General features: G+C 71.3%; 16 protein-coding genes and 1 tRNA gene. 8 read left to right on the top strand and 9 right to left on the bottom strand.

All coding sequences use genetic code 11. The features are described 5' to 3' along the window. Positions 1 to 601, bottom strand: a 601-nt coding sequence (locus ICN82_RS19080; protein ID WP_269142438.1) for a thiamine pyrophosphate-binding protein, incomplete at its 3' end; no start/stop codon positions are given. A 632-nt stretch (positions 602 to 1,233) separates the two neighbouring features. Then, entirely contained in the window at positions 1,234 to 1,812 is a 579-nt protein-coding gene (locus ICN82_RS19075) for a tetratricopeptide repeat protein (protein ID WP_193186221.1), read from the bottom strand. Positions 1,813 to 2,030: 218 nt separating this feature from the next. On the opposite strand from ICN82_RS19075, the gene ICN82_RS19070 reads away from it, so the two are divergent. Continuing rightward, positions 2,031 to 2,393: a GFA family protein gene (locus ICN82_RS19070; RefSeq protein ID WP_193186218.1), complete on the top strand. Its 363-nt coding sequence runs from the start codon at positions 2,031 to 2,033 to the stop codon at positions 2,391 to 2,393. Positions 2,394 to 2,425: 32 nt separating this feature from the next. On the opposite strand, the gene ICN82_RS19065 is transcribed toward ICN82_RS19070, so the two are convergent. Together ICN82_RS19065 and ICN82_RS19060 are read right to left on the bottom strand one after the other, a co-directional pair. After that, a complete protein-coding gene (locus tag ICN82_RS19065) occupies positions 2,426 to 3,223 on the bottom strand; it encodes an inositol monophosphatase family protein (RefSeq protein WP_193186216.1) in 798 nt (265 codons plus the stop codon). Positions 3,224 to 3,283: 60 nt separating this feature from the next. Then, positions 3,284 to 4,201 (bottom strand): LysR family transcriptional regulator, encoded by a 918-nt coding sequence (locus tag ICN82_RS19060; RefSeq protein WP_193186213.1) that lies wholly within the window; start codon positions 4,199 to 4,201, stop codon positions 3,284 to 3,286. Positions 4,202 to 4,306: 105 nt separating this feature from the next. Here ICN82_RS19060 and metF point away from each other — a divergent pair, with 105 nt between their 5' ends. From metF to ICN82_RS19045, 3 genes are all read left to right on the top strand, one after another. Then, positions 4,307 to 5,173 carry a methylenetetrahydrofolate reductase [NAD(P)H] gene (gene metF, locus ICN82_RS19055; RefSeq protein ID WP_193186210.1) on the top strand — a complete coding sequence of 289 codons (867 nt, stop codon included), beginning with the start codon at positions 4,307 to 4,309 and terminating at the stop codon, positions 5,171 to 5,173. A gap of 85 nt (positions 5,174 to 5,258) precedes the next feature. Then, a complete protein-coding gene (locus tag ICN82_RS19050) occupies positions 5,259 to 5,735 on the top strand; it encodes a PaaI family thioesterase (RefSeq protein ID WP_193186208.1) in 477 nt (158 codons plus the stop codon). A 74-nt stretch (positions 5,736 to 5,809) separates the two neighbouring features. After that, positions 5,810 to 5,893: transfer RNA gene (locus ICN82_RS19045), tRNA-Leu, on the top strand. Positions 5,894 to 5,919: 26 nt separating this feature from the next. Here the strand turns inward: ICN82_RS19045 and ICN82_RS19040 are convergent. Beyond that, positions 5,920 to 6,816 (bottom strand): LysR family transcriptional regulator, encoded by an 897-nt coding sequence (locus tag ICN82_RS19040; RefSeq protein ID WP_193186227.1) that lies wholly within the window; start codon positions 6,814 to 6,816, stop codon positions 5,920 to 5,922. 138 nt (positions 6,817 to 6,954) lie between these two features. Between ICN82_RS19040 and ICN82_RS19035 the strand changes: the two genes are divergently transcribed. The 4 genes from ICN82_RS19035 to ICN82_RS19020 all read left to right on the top strand — a co-directional run bounded on the left by ICN82_RS19035 (position 6,955) and on the right by ICN82_RS19020 (position 11,737). Next, entirely contained in the window at positions 6,955 to 7,758 is an 804-nt protein-coding gene (locus ICN82_RS19035; RefSeq protein WP_193186205.1) for a VOC family protein, read from the top strand. A 120-nt stretch (positions 7,759 to 7,878) separates the two neighbouring features. Further along, positions 7,879 to 8,496: a queuosine precursor transporter gene (locus ICN82_RS19030; protein WP_193186202.1), complete on the top strand. Its 618-nt coding sequence runs from the start codon at positions 7,879 to 7,881 to the stop codon at positions 8,494 to 8,496. A 981-nt stretch (positions 8,497 to 9,477) separates the two neighbouring features. Beyond that, complete coding sequence (locus tag ICN82_RS19025) at positions 9,478 to 10,386, top strand: LysR family transcriptional regulator (protein ID WP_193186199.1); 909 nt, start codon at positions 9,478 to 9,480, stop codon at positions 10,384 to 10,386. 97 nt (positions 10,387 to 10,483) lie between these two features. After that, positions 10,484 to 11,737, top strand: coding sequence for an MFS transporter (locus ICN82_RS19020; RefSeq protein ID WP_193186198.1), 1,254 nt, complete (start codon positions 10,484 to 10,486; stop codon positions 11,735 to 11,737). 3 nt (positions 11,738 to 11,740) lie between these two features. Here ICN82_RS19020 and cynS read toward each other — a convergent pair whose 3' ends face one another. The 4 genes from cynS to cobA all read right to left on the bottom strand — a co-directional run. Next, positions 11,741 to 12,208 carry a cyanase gene (gene cynS / locus ICN82_RS19015; protein ID WP_193186195.1) on the bottom strand — a complete coding sequence of 156 codons (468 nt, stop codon included), beginning with the start codon at positions 12,206 to 12,208 and terminating at the stop codon, positions 11,741 to 11,743. A 17-nt stretch (positions 12,209 to 12,225) separates the two neighbouring features. Then, complete coding sequence (locus ICN82_RS19010; RefSeq protein WP_193186192.1) at positions 12,226 to 13,941, bottom strand: bifunctional protein-serine/threonine kinase/phosphatase; 1,716 nt, start codon at positions 13,939 to 13,941, stop codon at positions 12,226 to 12,228. A 57-nt stretch (positions 13,942 to 13,998) separates the two neighbouring features. Further along, positions 13,999 to 14,835, bottom strand: a complete 837-nt coding sequence (locus ICN82_RS19005; RefSeq protein WP_193186190.1) for a formate/nitrite transporter family protein — start codon at positions 14,833 to 14,835, stop codon at positions 13,999 to 14,001. A gap of 540 nt (positions 14,836 to 15,375) precedes the next feature. Continuing rightward, on the bottom strand, positions 15,376 to 16,288 hold a 913-nt coding region (cobA, locus tag ICN82_RS19000; protein ID WP_226898612.1), incomplete at its 5' end, for a uroporphyrinogen-III C-methyltransferase.

The raw sequence follows: 16,288 nt of genomic DNA, 5'->3' as shown, positions 1-16,288 counted from the left end.
CCGAGGGGGCGGGCGCGGCCGGCAGGGGCGGGGGCGGGGCAGGCGGCGCGGCGCGGCCCGGCTGATCGGCCACGCGGATCGGCAGGTCGATATGCACCGGCCCCCGCCGCGGCGCCATGGCCAGGGCCAGCGCCTTGTCGGCGATGAGCCCGGCGGCGCCGGGGGTCATGGCAAAGCTGCCCTTGGTCACGGTCCGGAACACCGCCTGCTGGTCCAGCACCTGGTGGGTATAGGCCTGCGCCTCCTCGGCATCGACGGCGCCGGTGACGACGATCATCGGCACCCGGTCCTGACGGGCATTCTCCACGACATTGATTGCATTCAGCGCCCCGGGACCCAGCGTCGCGACCAGAAGCGCGGGCGCCCCGCCCAGGTGATGCGCCGCCTCCGCCATGAAACCCCCGGCATTCTCGTGGCGCACCAGGATGAATTCGATGCCGGCCCGTTCCAGGGCGGCGACCAGGCTGAGGACCTCGCCGCCGGGCATGCCGAAGGCGCGGCGGATCCCGGCGCGATGCAGCTGCCGGGCGAGGATGTCGGCCACGCTGGCGGGATCGGCGGCGCTGGCGGGGTCGCGGGAGGGGGCGTGTGGTTGCGTCATGCCCCAAGCAGTAGGGGGCGGCGCGCGGCTTGGCCAGAGGCGGGTGCGCCCGGTGCATCACGTGTCGCGGCGCGGCGGGACGGAGCCGGGCAGCCGTAGCGACGGCGGGCCATCCGGGAGGGCCGGACGCGATGCCGGACGCGGTCGGCCGCAACCCGATGACGGCGGCAGGGCCCGGGATCAGGCGCCCGCGCTGGCCGGGGCGTAGCAGCTGCGGCCCGCGAGGGGCGACAGGGGCCCCGGCCGTGGCGGCGCGGATTGCAGGGATGAAGCCCTTGCCGGATCAGGACCCTGCCGGGCCGCGGCGCCCTGGCGGGGCCGCCCGGCCGGGGGCAGGGATGCCGTCGGCAGGGGCGGGGATGCCGTCGGCGGGGGCAGGGTTGCCGCCGGCAGGGGCAGGGTTGCCGCCGGCAGGGGCGGTGTTGCCGTCGGCAGGGGCAGGGATGCCGCCGACAGGGGCAGGGTTGCCGTCGGCGGGGGCAGGGATGCACCGGCCGCGATGGCGCGGGAAGGAAGGCGGGGGCATGATGGCAGCGGCCGGGATGGCCGGGGGCGGGAGGAACCGGCCGAGAGGCCGGGGCGCTGACAGCGGGTCCGGGAAGGCCGTGGCGCGGCCCGGGGCGCGCGGAAGGCTACAGCATCAGTCCCGGCGTGGCATCTTCCAGGTGGTCCAGCGGCATCCAGGGATTGAGGGCCAGCAGGGCGTCGCGGGTGCGCCCCGCCTCGGCGGTGCGGTCCAGTTCGATCAGCACCTGCAGCCGCCCGGCCATTGCCGCCAGGTGATCGGGGGCATGGACGAGCGCGCGGTCCAGATCGGCCAGGGCCCCGTCGAGATCCCCTGTCTGGCGGCGCAGGAGCGCGCGCTGCCGGTAGCCCTCGGCGAAGTCGGGACAATAGGCGATCAGGTCGCCCAGCACCTGTTCGGCCGCGGCAGGGGCATGGGCCCGGCGCAGCGCGACGGCCTCTTCCAGCAGTTTCTGCGCATCGCGATTGGGCGCGGTGGCGAAGATCTCGACCAGGTGGCGCGTCAGGAACAGCCCGTCCGCCCGGCTTCGCGTATGCTGCAGCTCGGCCAGAAGATCGGCCTTGCGCCCGGCGAATTCCATCGGCGGCGGACAGGCGGATTGCGGCGCGGCGCCGGGCTGGTCCGCCGGCGCGGCGGCGGCGGCAAGCATCATGGCGAGGCACAGGGAGGGAAGGCGCGGGATCATGACCATAGTCGGCGATCTTCCCGCCGAGCTGTCAAGAAACCGTTACGTTGCGGCAGGCGGCGATGCGGCAATGGCTGAAATCTTCAGCCCGGTGCCGCATTCCTGCGCGCCCGCCCGGTTTGCGCCGCATCCGGGGGAGGATGCCCTTCCGGAACGGTTTGCGCGGCGGGCCCCAGGCGCTACCCGGCGGCGGAACGGTCGAAGGAACGGCAGGCGGAATGACATACAGGGCAAGCTGCCATTGCGGCGCGGTGGAACTGGAAGTGGCGCTGACGGCGGGTCCCGAAAGCGCGCGGCGCTGCGATTGCAGTTTCTGCCGCAGGCGCGGCGCGCCGATGGTGTCGGCGCCTCTGGAGGGGCTGCGCGTGGTGAAAGGGCAGGACCGGCTGAGCCTCTACACCTGGGGGACGGGTGCGGCGCAGCACTGGTTCTGCTCCGTCTGCGGGATCTATACCCATCACCGGCGGCGCTCGGACCCGAATTCCTACGGGGTCAACCTGGGCACGCTGGAGGGGGTCAACCCGTCGGAACTGGGGGAGTTTCCCTGGATCGACGGGGTGAATCATCCCTCCGACCGCTGAAGCGGCAGGGCGCCTGCGCGCCCCGGCGGGGATCAGGCCTCGGCGCGGTCGCGGATCGTCCGGGAGAAGGTGTCGAAGATCGCGCCATTGCCGCAGATCAGCCCGCCCCGGCCCATCAGGTCGGCCCCCGGCAGGATCGGTTCGACGAAACCGCCGGCTTCCTTCACCAGGATGATGCCCGCGGCCATGTCCCACGGGTTCAGCCCGCGTTCCCAGTAGCCGTCATAGCGGCCCGCCGCCACATAGGCCAGATCGAGCGATGCCGCGCCCCAGCGGCGCACGCCCGCGACCTGCGGCATCAGCCGCGCCAGGTCCTGCAGCGCGGCGGGCAGGTAGGGCTGGGTGCCGAAGGGCACGCCGGTGGCGAAGACCGACTCTATCATCCGCGAGCGGTCCGAGACGCGCAGCCGCTGGTTGTTCATCCACGCGCCCGCGCCCTTCTCGGCCATGTACATCTCGTCCTTGGCCGCGTCGAAGACCACGCCGGCGACGATCTCGCCCTTGTGCTCCAGCGCGATGGAGATGGCCCAGTGCGGCATCCCGTGCAGGAAGTTGGTCGTGCCGTCCAGCGGATCGACGATCCAGCGCCGCGTCGGGTCGGTGCCGGGGGTCTCGCCGGTCTCCTCGCCGAGCCAGCCGTAATTCGGCCGCGCCTCCATCAGCTCTTCCTTCAGGATCGCCTCGGCGGCGATATCCGCCTTCGACACGAAGTCGCCCGCCCCCTTGGACGAGACCTGGAGGTTCTCCACCTCGCGGAAGTCCTTCACAAGCGACCGCCCCGCCCGGCGCGCAGCCTTGATCATGATGTTGAGGTTTGCGCTGCCCTGCATCGTTCACATCTCCTGGGAATCAGGCCAGCGACCTACACGCTCGCGCCGCAGGGGGCAAGCCTAGACCGGGGCGGTCTCGCCCCGGAGCCGCGGCGCCACCACCCGTGCCAGCTGCAGGATATCTGCAATGTAGGGTTTCGCCGCCTCGTCGCTGCGGATCGCGGCATAGAGGCGGCGGGTGATCCCCGTCGCGGTCAGGGGCCGCGTGACATAGTCGGAATTGTAGCGCACCTCGCGCACGACCCAGTCGGGCAGGACCGACACGCCGCGATTGGAGGCCACCAGCAGCAGGATCACCGCCGTCAGTTCCACCTGCCGGATCGCGCGCGGCTCCACCCCGGCGGGGATCAGCAGCTGGCTGAACAGGTCCAGCCGCGAACGTTCCACCGGGTAGGTGATGACCAGCTCGTCGCGGAAATCGGCCGCCTCGATATGGGGCTTCGCCGCCAGCGGATGGGCCGAGGAGGCGACGAAGACCGGGTTGTACTCGAAGAGCGGCTCGAAGGTGATCCCGGTCAGCGCCTCGGGATCGGAGGAGACGACCAGGTCGACCTCCTCCTTCTGCAGCGCGGGCAGGGCGCCGAAGCTGAGCCCGGGGCGGATGTCGACATCGACATCGGGCCAGGCCTTGCGGAATTCCTCGAGCACCGGGAACAGCCATTCGAAACAGGCATGGCATTCGATGGCGATATGCAGGCGGCCCGACTTGCCCGCGCGCAGGCTGCGGAAATCCTCCTCCGCCGCGGCGACCTCGGGCAGGATCTTCTCGGCCAGCCGCAGCAGGCGGTGCCCCGCCGCCGAGAGTTTCAGCGGCCGCGACCGGCGCACGAACAATTCGACCCCCGCCTGGTCCTCCAGCCCCTTGATCTGGTGCGACAGGGCCGACTGGGTTATGTTGAGTAAATCCGCCGCCCGCGCCAGGCCGCCCGCGTCATGGATCGCCTTGATGGTCTTGAGATGCCGGAATTCCAGGTGCATGGGGTCAGTCTTCAAACGCGGCTCATGTTGATCTTTAGTATTATGAATTTGCTTCACAGAGCTGTCGAGGGGTATAGGCCGCGAAACCCAAGAGGAGAGATGCCCATGTCCGCGCCGCGCGTGTCGTTCGAATTCTTCCCGCCCCGGTCGCTGGAGGCGTCGTTCCGCCTGTGGGACACGGTGCGCGCGCTGGCGCCGCTGCGCCCGACCTTCGTCTCCGTCACCTACGGGGCGGGCGGGACCACGCGCAAGCTGACCCATGAGGCCGTGACGACGATCGGCAAGAATTACGGTCTCAACGTCGCCGCGCACCTGACCTGCGTCGATGCAAGCCGCGCGGAAACCCTTGAGATCGCGCAATCCTATGCCGAGGCCGGGGTGACGGAGCTGGTCGCGCTGCGCGGCGACCCGCCCAAGGGCGCGGACCGGTTCACCGCCCATCCCGAGGGGTTCGCCGATGCCTGCGAACTGATCGCCGCGCTGAAGGAAACCGGGCAGTTCACCCTGCGCGTCGGCGCCTATCCCGACCCGCATCCCGAGGCCAAGGGCGATCCGCTGGCCGATGTGCGCTGGCTGGCGCGGAAATTCGAGGCGGGGGCCGATTCGGCCATCACCCAGTTCTTCTTCGAGCCCGACACGTTCTTCCGCTTCCGCGACCGCTGTGCCGCGGCGGGGATCTCGGCTCCCGTCATCCCCGGCATCCTGCCGATCGAGAACTGGACCGGGGTGCGCAAGTTCGCCCTGCGCTGCGGCACGCCGGTTCCCGCCTGGCTGGACGAGGCCTTCGACAAGGCCGGGCCCGAGGGGCAGGACGCGCTGTCGCGCGATCTGTGCATCGATCTGTGCCGCCGCCTGATGGCCGAAGGCGTGGAGGATCTGCATTTCTACACGCTCAACAAGCCGGGCCTCAGCCGCGACATCTGTGCCGCCCTGGGCGTGCATCCGCAGGGCGCGCTGGAGGATGTGGCCTGAGGGCATTGCGGGCGGGACGGGGTCTCGTTGCCGCAGCGGCGTGCCGCCGCTCGCCATGCCGCGCGATGGCTGGTAGGCCGGGGGCATGAGCGAGAGAGCACAGCGATACGGCACGGTCAGTGCCGCGGACCGGGCCGGGATGAGCGGGCTGGACTTCCTGCGCGCCACGATTGACGGGCGCCTGCCGGAGGCGCCGATCCGGGGGTTGATGAATGGCCGGGTCTCGGCCGCCGAGGAGGGAAGGGTCGAGATGCTGGCCCGCCCCACCGAGGATCATCTGAACCCGTTCGGCGCGGTGCAGGGCGGCTGGTACGGGGTGATCCTGGACACGGTGCTGGGATTTGCCGTGATTTCCCGCCTGGGCCCGGGGTTCTTCGCGCCGACGCTGGAATTCAAGGTGAACATCACCCGCGCCATCCCGCTGGGCATGCAGGTGCGCGCCGTCGGCATCGCGTCGCATGTCGGAGGCCGCACCGGGGTGTCCACCGCCGAGATCCGCGGCGTCGAGGATGACAGGCTTTATGCCAACGGCTCCACCACCTGCATCAACCTGACGCCCTGATCCCGTTCGTTCACCCGTCTTTAACCAAGACGCATTGTCCTGCGGGGCAAGGGCGGCTATGGCTCGCCCTCGCTGCGGGCGTGGTGGAATGGTAGACACAGGAGACTTAAAATCTCCAGGCGCAAGCCGTGCGGGTTCGAGTCCCGCCGCCCGTACCAGCCCGTGCCAATCCGCTTCGCGAGATTCAGCGCGGCAGGGTCCGGGCAAAATCCTCATGGGCGAAATCGACCAGGGCCCTGACCTTGCGCGGCAGGCGGCGGCCTTCCAGCCAGACCGCGGCCACCGGCAGCGTCTCGCCCCGGTAGCCGGGACATAGGGCCACCAGATCGCCCGATTCAAGCGCGGCAGGCAGGACGAAATCCGGCAGGAGCGCGACGCCGTGCCCGGCAATGGCCAGGTCGCGGATCACCCGCGCGCTATTGGCCAGAAGATGCCCGGGCACGCGGATCTCCTCGGGGCCCTGCGGGCCATCCAGCCGCCAGCGATCGGGCAGGCGCCGGTTCGTGTCCAGCAGGCAGCGGTGCCGGGGCAGATCCCGCGGCGTCCGGGGCGTCCCGTGCCGCGCCAGATAGGCAGGCGCCGCCACCAGCCGCGTGCCGATCCATCCCAGCGGATGCCGTGTCAGGGCGGCGGTCTCGGGCGTGCCGATGCGGAAGGCCAGGTCGATCCCTCCCGCCGCCAGGTCGCTATGGGCGTCGTCCAGCCGCAGATCCGGGATCAGCGCGGGGTGAAGCGCCGCGAACCGGCCGAGCAGGTCGCGCACGAAGATTTCGCCGAATGTCACGGGGGCGGAGACCCGGATCACGCCGGACAGCCCGCCGCGATCCTCGGCGACATCGGCGATCAGCGCGTCCACCTCCTCCAGCAGCGCGGGCGCCCGGGCCAGCAGCCTTTCGCCCGCGGGCGTGATCCCGACCCGCCGCGTCGTGCGCTGCAGCAGCCGCACGCCCAGCCGGTCCTCCAGGGCCGCGACGTATTTCGATGTCAGCCGGTTCGACAGGCCCAGCCGGTCGGCGGCGGCGGTGAAGGATCCGCCCTGTGCGGTGGCCACGAAGGCGCGCAGCCCGTCCAGCAGATCCATCCCGGCCCTTTCGGAACATTCCATGGAAAGTGATACCCTATCATCGCCATATCATTCCTGCCGATCAAGCGTCATCTATCCCCCTGTCACGGGGTCCGGCCGCCCCCGGTTCCCAGCGGCCCGCACAGGAGAAGACCCATGGCCACATCCTCGGCCCCCCTCGAGATCGGGCGCGTCGCGCTGACCGTCCATGATCTCGGCGCCACCGGCGCCTTCTATGAATCCGTGCTGGGCCTCGCGCCCATGGGCCGCGATGGCGAAAGCGCCCGCTACGGTACAGGCGGGCGCGTGTTGCTGGAACTGCGCCGCGATCCGGCCGCCCGCCGCGCCGCGCAGGACGAGGCGGGGCTGTTCCACACGGCCTTCCTTCTGCCCGGCCGCGCCGATCTGGGGGCCTGGCTGCACCATGCCGCCGGGACCGGCACGCGGCTTGAAGGGATCTCGGATCACCTGGTCAGCGAGGCGCTGTACCTGTCGGATCCCGAGGGCAACGGCATCGAGATCTATGTCGACCGGCCGCGTGCGCAGTGGCGGCACGAGGACGGGCTGGTGCGGATGCGGACGCTGCGGCTGGATCCGTGCGACGTGGGCGCGGCGGCCACCGGGCCGTGGGACGGGGCGCCCGCCGATACGGTGATCGGCCATGTCCACATGCGGGTCGGGACGCTGCCCGAGGCGCGGGACTTCATCGAGGGCGAGCTGGGCTTCGCGCTGACCAGCCGCTATCCCGGCGCGCTGTTCTTCGGATCGGGCGGCTATCATCACCATCTGGCCGCCAATGTCTGGCACAGTAAGGATGCGCCGCGGCGCAGTTTCCCGGTGACCGGACTGGCGGCGGTGGAGATCCGGGACGCCACCGGGCGAGCGCCGCGCCGCCTGCAGGATCCATGGGGGACCGAATTCGACCTGGTCGCGGCGCCCCGGGACGTCGCGGCGGTCTGAGCATCTGCGACATTCTGGCCGCTGCGGCCTTGCCAAGCGCGGCCGGAGCGGCTACCGGGGCGCGTCCCGGCAGGTGCCGGGAACAAGTCTCCGCGACCTTGTCAAAACGGATCACAGACCATGACCAGACTTCTGCCCGGCATCCTTGCCATGGCGGCGATCGTCGTCGCCTCCAACATCCTCGTGCAGCACCTTTTCGGCGACTGGCTGACCTGGGGCGCCTTCACCTATCCCTTCGCCTTCCTCGTCACCGACCTGACCAATCGCCTGCACGGGCCGCGCGACGCGCGCCGCATCGTCTGGGCGGGTTTCGCGGTGGGCGTGGCCTGTTCGCTGATCGGCAGCCGGATCGAGGGCGAGTTCGGGCCGCTGGTCTCGTTCCGCGTCGCGCTGGGATCGGGGCTGGCCTTCCTGGCCGCGCAGCTGGTGGACGTGGCCGTCTTCGACCGGATGCGCGGGGGGGCCTGGTGGCGGGCGCCGCTGGCCTCGACCCTGATCGGCGCCACGCTGGACACCACGATCTTCTTCTCGGTCGCCTTCGCCGCGGGCCTGTCCTTCCTGGAGCCGGGCAATGACGTGGCCTGGGCCAATGAGGTGATTCCCCTGCTCGGGGCGGGTCCGGCGGTGCCGCTGTGGATTTCGCTTGCCGCAGCGGACTGGATGGTGAAAATTTCGCTGGCCCTCGTCGCGTTGATTCCGTTCCGCGCTTTGACTGCTCGTTACGCACATCACGGCTGAGTGACCCTCCGGCGGCGGATTTTAATTTGCACTTAACCTCTTCCGTGGCAGCCTGATCTCAGGTTGATACGGAAGTCAGGGATCCGCCGGGAGTGGATCAGGCCAGCGGCGAGACTGCGAACCTCCTGAACTTCCAAGTGTTTCGGCCCCGTGCAGGAAGACGCCTGATCGGCGTTGCGCGGGCCCGGGCGGGTCGGCCGCGAGGGCCGCACCCTTGGTGAAGCAATGAAAGGAGGTGATCATGCATCTAGGGAAATGTGTGAAGACGCAGTCGAGGATCCGCTGTGCTTCGGAGGTGTTCACTTCCATCAGGGATAGTCTCTGACCAGACGGACCGACAACCGTCGTCACACGTCTGAGGCCTGGACCAGAGGTCCTGCCGCAGTTCCGGTCGCGGTCTCTGCTGCCCTTGCGCAGCGGGACCGCGACGTCGTTTTCATCGCCTGCCATTCACCGCCTGCCATCGGTCCCGCTTCTTGTCCTGACAAGCGCCCGGGACGGGGCGGGGTCGATGACGGCTCGGCCTGCGCTGCGCGTCGCGGGGTCCTGCCGTCTTGACCGGGTGGCCATCCTGCGATGTGACACCGCCTCAGCCGCCTCAGCCGCCTCAGCCGCCTCAGCCGCCTCAGCCGCCTCGGGCGGTTTGCCGGTTCCGGGGGCCGGAAAGATGCAGCGCATCCTGCGTCCCCGTCAGGTCCGGCGCGGGTGCCCCGGCTTGCCGATGGCGTCGGCCTGCTTTGGTCCCGTCCCTCCCGCGGCCGGCGATCTGGCGCGATCCGCTCTGCAGCTGCCGCGCCTTTGCCGCGTCTTCCCGAAGCGCGGCCCTGCACGGCTTCTCGCGGTCGGCGCGGTCGCCAGTCCAGCCCGGGCCCCGTCGGACGCCGGCGGGCTGTTGCATCCCGGCGCGGGGCCGCCGCGGGGATGGCGGCCCGGCCGCGCCGCGCTATGCTGCGTGCGGAAACCGGGATGCGAGGTGCGCGGATGCTGAATGCCCAATGGCTGGAAACCTTCGTGACGCTCTGCGACGAGGGGCACTTCACCCGGGCCGCCGCGCGGCTGAACATGACGCAGCCCGGGGTCAGCCAGCATTTGCGCAAGCTGGAGGCGCAGCTGGGCCAGCCGCTCCTGTCGCGCGACGGCAAGAGCTTCGTGCTGACCCCGGCCGGGACGGCGCTGCGCGAGATCGGGACGCGCCGCCGCGAGGAGGAGCGCGGCCTGCGGCGCAGCCTGCAGCAGGACGATCCCGGCGCCGGCGCGGTCGCGCTGGCCTGTTCGGGGTCGCTGGCGCTGATCGTCTATCCGCGGATGATCGCGCGCATGGTGGAGGCGCCCGCGCTGGCGCTGCATGTGGAGGCCTGCCCGCAGCCGCGGATCCTCGAGGCGGTGGCGGAGGGGAAGGCGGATTTGGGCATCGCCGATCACGCCCCGGCCCATCCGCGGCTGGAGGGCGAGAGGATCGGCCGCGATGCGCTGTGCCTGGTCCTGCCCGCGGGCGCGCCCGCCCCGGCGACCCTTGCGGATCTGGACCGGCTGGGCTTCATCGCCCATCCCGACGGATTCGCTTATGCCGATGCTTTGCTGGGGGCGAATTTCGCGCGGGACTATGCCGGTGCGGACCGGCTGCGCCAGCGCAGCTTCGTCAACCAGATCGGGCAGATCCCCGAACCCGTGGCGCAGGGGCTGGGCTACACGATCCTGCCGCGCAGCGGGGTGGAGGGCTTTGCCGGGCGCGACCGGCTGAGCGTGGCCACGCTGCCCCGGCCGGTCCAGCGCGAGCTGTGGCTGATCCGGCGGCGCAATCGCGTGGTTCCGGCGCGGGTGGCGCGCATCGCGCAGGATCTGCGCGCGCTCTTCGCGGAGAGGCTGCGGGACGGCGCCGCCATCGGCTGACCGGCCGCGCGGCGCGGGCGCCCAGGGCCGGCCTTGCGTCCGGGCCGCCGCCCCGCGATCCTGCATGCCGGGACAGGCACCGCAGGAGGAACCGCAGATGCAAGCCACAGCCGCAGGGCCGCGCGCGCAGGAAACCGAATACGCCCCGGGTCGCTGGCCGATGCTGGCGCTGATCTGCGCCGGGGTGGTCGGGGTGATGACCACCTGGTTTTCCGCTACGGCCATCCTGCCGGAGCTGGTGCGCGCCTGGGCGCTGAGCCCGGCCGCCGCGGCCTGGCTGACCAATGCGGTGCAGGGCGGCTTCGTCATCGGCGCGCTCGGCGCCTCGCTGGTCAATTTGCCGGACATCATGCGGATGCAGCGGCTGATGACGCTGGCCGCGCTCTTGGCAGCGGCGGCGAACCTGGCGCTGCTGCTGGCGCCGACCCCCGCCGCGGCGATCCTGGCGCGGGCGGTCACGGGGCTGGCCCTGGCGGGGGTCTATCCGCCCGCGGTCAAGCTGATGGCGACCTGGTTCCGGCGCGGCCGGGGCCTGGCGCTGGGGGCGCTGATCGCGGCACTGACGCTGGGATCGTCGATGCCGCATCTGGTGCGGGCGCTCAGCGGCGGCGTCGCCTGGCAGGTCGTGGTCGTCGTGACCAGCCTTCTGGCAGCGGGGTCGGCGGCGATCTTCGCGCTCATGGTGCGCGAGGGCCCGCATGGTTTCGGGCGCGCCACCTTTGATCCGCGCCAGTGCCTGCAGGTGCTGCGCGACCGCCCCGTCTTCTATGCCAATCTGGGGTATTTCGGCCATATGTGGGAGCTTTACGCGATGTGGGCCTGGATCCTCGCCTTTGCCGCTGCCGCGCGGGAGGCGGGGCTGTCGCCCTTTCCGGCCGGGACGCCCTCGATGCTGGCCTTCGCGGTGGTGGCCTCCGGCGCGGCGGGCTGCCTTGCCGCGGGCTGGCTGTCGGACCGGATCGGACGCTGCCGCACCACGGCGGCGATGATGGCCGTCTCGGGTCTCTCGGCGCTGGCCATCGGCGTCGCCTTCGACGGGCCGGGCTGGCTCTTGCTGCTGGTCGCGGTGATCTGGGGCATGAGCGTGATCGGCGACAGCGCGCAATTCTCCGCCGCGGTCACGGAACTGGCCGAGCCGCGGCTGGTGGGCACGGCGCTGGCGCTGCAGATGGGGATCGGCTTCGGCCTGACGCTGGTGGCGATCCAGACGGTGCCGCTGATGGCCGCGGCGCTGGGGGGCTGGCAATGGGCCTTCGCGATCCTGGTGCCAGGCCCCGTGATCGGGGCCTGGGCGATGCTGCGCCTGCGCCGCCTGCCGGAGGCGGCGAGGATGGCGCATGGCGCGCGCTGAGACCTACCAGCTGTTATAGGCCAGGTACTTGCCGGACATCTCCACCTTGACGCGGTCGCCTTTCGGGTTCGCCACGCGCGTCACCGTCATGTCGAAATCGATGGCCGACATGATGCCGTCGCCGAATTCCTCCTGGATCAGCGCCTTGAGCGTCGGGCCGTAGACGCCGACGATTTCATAGAAGCGGTAGATGCAGGGATCGGTCGGCACGGCCTGCTGCCAGATCTTGGTCGGGCTCTCGACCAGCGCCTCGATCGCCGCATCGGGCAGTTCCAGCGCGGCGGCCAGCGCCTCGGCCTTGTCGCGGGGAAAGGCGTTCATCCCCATGCAGGCGGAGTGGGTCCAGACCGGGCTCATGCCGATCTTGGCGGCGATCTCCTCCCATTTCAGCCCGGCGCGCTTGCGGGCGATCAGGATCGCGGCGGTGGCGTCCTCCTTGGTCCAGAGGCCGTCGGGGGCGAGGTCTTTCATGGGTCTCTCCTTTGCAGTCAGCTGCGGGTGGCCAGCGACACGGCAAGCCCGGTCGCCAGGATTGCGGAAACCGCCTGCCAGAACCGCAGCGGGTCGCGCTGCATCAGCGGGCGGTGGCGGGGCGGGATCCAGCCCGGCGGCGGCGCCGTCAGCCCGGCGATGAAATCGCCGAGCGCGTCCTGCCGCCGCAGCGGGTCGGGATGGCAGGCACGGCGGATCGCGGCCTCCATCCATTCGGGGACGGCCACCGGCCCGTCGCGCAGGGGCTGCCATGTCAGCCGCGCCTGGTCGCGCCGCGACCGGATCCGCGCGACATGGGTGCCATAGGGCAGGCGGCCGGTCAGCATCTCGCAGGTGATGGCGCCGAGCGCGTAGAGATCGGCCCGCCAGTCCAGCGCCTCGCCGGTGAAATATTCCGGCGCGGTGTATTGCAGCGTGCCGGGCAGGGGGCCCAGCAGCCCCGGCGCGGCCTCCTCCACCCCGGCCACGGCGACCGAGCCCAGGTCGATCAGGCGCACCGTGCCGTCAGGGTCGATCATGACGTTCTCGGGGCGCAGATCCTGGTGAACCATCCGGCGGCGATGCAGCGCGCGCAGCCCCCGGGCGATCTGCCCGGCGATGTCGCGCACCGCGTTCAGATCGGGGCGGGGGTGGTCGGTCATCCACTGGCGCAGCGTGACGCCCTCCACCCAGTTGGACAGCGCATAGAGCGCGCTGCGCGGGGCGGGCAGCTCCGGCACCCCGGCTAGGTGCGGCGAGCAGACCCGGCGCGCGACCCATTCCTCCATGGCAAAACGCGCCAGCAGGGCGGGATCGGCGGTGATCTCGCCGGCGGGGATCTTCAGCGCGGCGCGCGGGCCGTCGGGCAGGAGGGCCAGGAAGACATGGCTGCGCGGCGAGGCATGGACCTGCCGCAGGATCCGCATCCCGTCCAGGATCTCGCCGGGCGCGGGCAGGCGCGCCGGGGGCAGCAATCCGGGACCGGGCGGCAGCGCCTCATCGGCCAGCCCCTCCACCCGCGCCACCTGCACGGTCAGGTTGTCGGTGCTGCCCGCGGCCAGCGCGGCCGCGACGATCGCCTCCGCCGCCGCCTGCGGCCAGGCGCCCGCGGCCAGGCGGGCGATCTCCCGCGCGGGCAGGACGCCATGCACCCCGTCGGTGGTCAGGACGAAGATGTCGCCCGCCGCGGCGGGAAACCGGCCATGGTCGATGCGCAGCGCCGGGTCCATCCCCAGCGCGCGGGACAGCCGGCCTCCGCCGGGGCCGGGCACCAGGTGGTCTTCGGTCAGCGGTTCCAGGCTGGCGCCCGCGACCCGGGCGACGCGGCTGTCGCCGACATGCAGGACATGCGCCTGGCGCCCTTTCAGGATCAGCGCGGCCAGGGTGCAGACATGCCCCCGGTCGGGATCCTCGATGCCGCGGTTCAGCCCGCACAGCCAGGCATTGATCGCCCCGATGACCCGCCGCGCCGCGGTGGCGGTATCCCAGGCTTCGGGCGTGTCGTAGTAATCGCCGGTCAGCGCGGCGACGGCCAGTTCCGCCGCCTCGCGGCTGACCGGGCTGGGGCTGATCCCGTCGGCAAGGGCGAGGGCGACCCCCTTGAACCGCAGCGCCGCGCCTGCGGGAAGCGCCGCGCCGTGGAAGTCCTGGTTGACCGGCTTCGTCCCGGCAGAGGAGTGCTGGCCGATCGTGACCTGCAGGCCGCCGCGGGCGGGATCATCATCCCTGGGCATCTCGCTCCCCCCTGCATCCAGGGGGCCCCGCCATGGCAGGGCCCCGCGCCGGCATGCTCACTCGGCCGCGACGCGCAGGTCGGGCGAGGCGTTGCGCTTGGGGCTTTCGCGGAAATGCGTGGCGTAGATCATGCCGCCGACGAAGGTCAGCCCGCCGACCAGGTTGCCCACCACCACGGGGATCTCGTTGTAGATCAGGTAATCCGCCCAGGTGAATTCGCCGCCCAGCATGATGCCCGAGGGGAACAGGAACATGTTCACGATGGAATGCTCGAACCCCAGGTAGAAGAAGACGAGGATCGGCATCCACATCGCCATGATCTTGCCCGAGGTGGAGGTCGACATCATCGCCGCGACCACGCCGGTGGAGACCATCCAGTTGCACAGCACCGCGCGCACGAAGACGGTCAGCAGCCCCGCGCCCCCGGCCGCGGCATAGCCCAGCGTGCGGGATTCGCCGATCGTGCCGATGCGCTGGCCGACCTCGTTGGGCTCCTGGCTGAAGCCCATGGTGAAGACCACGGCCATCAGGATCGCGGTGGTCATGGCGCCCGCGAAATTGCCGCAGAAGACCAGCCCCCAGTTGCGGAACACGCCTTTCCAGGTGCAGCCCGGCCGCTTGGCGATCACCGCCAGCGGGCAGAGCGTGAAGACCCCGGTCAGCAGGTCGAATCCCATCAGGTAGAGCATGCAGAACCCGACCGGGAACAGCAGCGAGGCGACCAGGAAATTGCCGGTATTGACCGCGATGGTCACCGCGAAGGCGGCGGCCAGCGCCAGGATCGCCCCGGCCATGAAGGCGCGGATCAGCGTGTCCTTGGTGGCCATGAAGATCTTGGCCTCGCCGGCATCGACCATCTTGGCCGCGAATTCCTTCGGCATGACGTAGGACATGTGCGTCGGTCCTTTCAGAATGGGGGCCTGTCTCGAGGCACCGCTGGGTTGGGGAAGGTGGCTGTCGTGCCCGGCCTGCCGGGCGGTTCGGATTGCGCAGAGCTCTGCGCGCAGGGGCGGGGGCGGGCGGGGAACATGTCGTGCATCTGGCCTGTCTCCCGTTTCGGCGATCCGGACGCCGGGGCGTCCTGCGACATCTCGAGGGGAAGGCGGGTCGGCAGGGCCTTGACGCGATCCCGAAGCCGTCCGGAAAACCCGGGCGGTCTGAGCACGCAGCGCCGTTGCTGCCGGCCCCGGTCGGGGCCGTCTGTCCGGAAAGGGTCGCGCCTTTGCGACCGCGGAGGCAGGGCCTCCCTGAGGTTCACGTTATCGCCGGGCGGCAGGCCGCGGCCAGATTTGCCGGGGCTGCCGCGCGGGGAAGGCGGGGCTTTGCCCGGGGCTGCGCCGCATCTGTGCAGCCATGGCGCCGGGTGCAAGAAATAGCGCCGAATTGATAACCCCGGGGCCGATCGCGGCGATTCGCCCCGCGCGGGGGACCGATCATGCGGCGCGGCTGGCGCCCCCGGCGCGGCGGCCGGAGAGCGACTTGGGGTGGCGCAGGAACAGGATGGCCGGGCCGGGCAGGGCCTCGCGCCGCAGGGTTTCGGACAGGCTGGCCAGCGTGGCGCTGGCATGACGTTCCCGTCCGGTGCTGACGCAGGAGACGATATCGACCGGGCATTCCGCAGGGGCGCCGGCGGCCAGCATGGCGGCCTCGATCTCGGCGGCCTTGCCGATCCCCATGTAGATCGCCAGCGCGGTGCCGGGCCGCGCCAGAAGGCTGCGGTCGGGGGCGGGATCGCCGGGGCGGCACAGGCCGGTGGTGACGGCGAAGCAGTCGGTTTCCCCCCGCTCGGTCAGCGGCACCCGGATCGCGGCCGCGGCGGCCGAGGCGGCGGTGATGCCGGGCACGATCTCCGGCTCGATCCCGGCGGCGCGGGCGGCGGCGATCTCCTCGGCGGCGCGGCCGAAGACGGATGGATCTCCGGATTTCAGCCGCACCACGCGGCGCCCCTTGCGCGCCTCGGCGACGATCAGCCGGTCGATATGGGCCTGCGGCCAGGCGTTGCGGCCGACCTCCTTGCCGACATAGACGCGCCGCGCGCCGGTCCGCGCCAGATGCAGCAGCGCGGGATCGACCAGGCGGTCGTAGAAGATGACATCCGCCTCCCGGAGGCGCTGCGCGGCGCGCAGGGTCAGCAGGTCGCGCGCCCCGGGTCCGGCCCCGACCAGCGCAATATGGCCGCGCGCCTCCGTCGCGGGCGGCTCTGCGGCGGGGAGGATGTCCCTTGCGGCGGCGGTCTTCGTCGCAGCCCGGGCCGCCCGTGTCGCGGAGGCGATCAGGGCGGCAAGGCGGCTGCGCAGGCCCCGGAGCCGGGCGGCGGGCTCCCCCGTTTGCGCCGCCGGCCCGGCC

The sequence above is a fragment of the Mangrovicoccus algicola genome, assembly GCF_014903745.1.
GTDB lineage: Bacteria > Pseudomonadota > Alphaproteobacteria > Rhodobacterales > Rhodobacteraceae > Mangrovicoccus > Mangrovicoccus algicola.
The sequence above is the reverse complement of the archived record's forward strand: the minus strand, read 5'-3'. Positions and strand labels throughout refer to the sequence as shown.

What these genes read in the sequence shown, in the direction of transcription:
- ICN82_RS19060 (WP_193186213.1), bottom strand. Translation starts at nt 4,201, where the DNA reads ATGCACCTGGAATTCCGGCATCTCAAGACCATCAAGGCGATCCATGAC.
- ICN82_RS19025 (WP_193186199.1), top strand. Translation starts at nt 9,478, where the DNA reads ATGCTGAATGCCCAATGGCTGGAAACCTTCGTGACGCTCTGCGACGAG.
- cynS (WP_193186195.1), bottom strand. Translation starts at nt 12,208, where the DNA reads ATGAAAGACCTCGCCCCCGACGGCCTCTGGACCAAGGAGGACGCCACC.
- ICN82_RS19070 (WP_193186218.1), top strand. Translation starts at nt 2,031, where the DNA reads ATGACATACAGGGCAAGCTGCCATTGCGGCGCGGTGGAACTGGAAGTG.
- ICN82_RS19035 (WP_193186205.1), top strand. Translation starts at nt 6,955, where the DNA reads ATGGCCACATCCTCGGCCCCCCTCGAGATCGGGCGCGTCGCGCTGACC.
- ICN82_RS19010 (WP_193186192.1), bottom strand. Translation starts at nt 13,941, where the DNA reads ATGCCCAGGGATGATGATCCCGCCCGCGGCGGCCTGCAGGTCACGATC.
- ICN82_RS19075 (WP_193186221.1), bottom strand. Translation starts at nt 1,812, where the DNA reads ATGATCCCGCGCCTTCCCTCCCTGTGCCTCGCCATGATGCTTGCCGCC.
- ICN82_RS19020 (WP_193186198.1), top strand. Translation starts at nt 10,484, where the DNA reads ATGCAAGCCACAGCCGCAGGGCCGCGCGCGCAGGAAACCGAATACGCC.
- metF (WP_193186210.1), top strand. Translation starts at nt 4,307, where the DNA reads ATGTCCGCGCCGCGCGTGTCGTTCGAATTCTTCCCGCCCCGGTCGCTG.
- ICN82_RS19050 (WP_193186208.1), top strand. Translation starts at nt 5,259, where the DNA reads ATGAGCGAGAGAGCACAGCGATACGGCACGGTCAGTGCCGCGGACCGG.
- ICN82_RS19040 (WP_193186227.1), bottom strand. Translation starts at nt 6,816, where the DNA reads ATGGATCTGCTGGACGGGCTGCGCGCCTTCGTGGCCACCGCACAGGGC.
- ICN82_RS19005 (WP_193186190.1), bottom strand. Translation starts at nt 14,835, where the DNA reads ATGTCCTACGTCATGCCGAAGGAATTCGCGGCCAAGATGGTCGATGCC.
- ICN82_RS19065 (WP_193186216.1), bottom strand. Translation starts at nt 3,223, where the DNA reads ATGCAGGGCAGCGCAAACCTCAACATCATGATCAAGGCTGCGCGCCGG.
- ICN82_RS19030 (WP_193186202.1), top strand. Translation starts at nt 7,879, where the DNA reads ATGACCAGACTTCTGCCCGGCATCCTTGCCATGGCGGCGATCGTCGTC.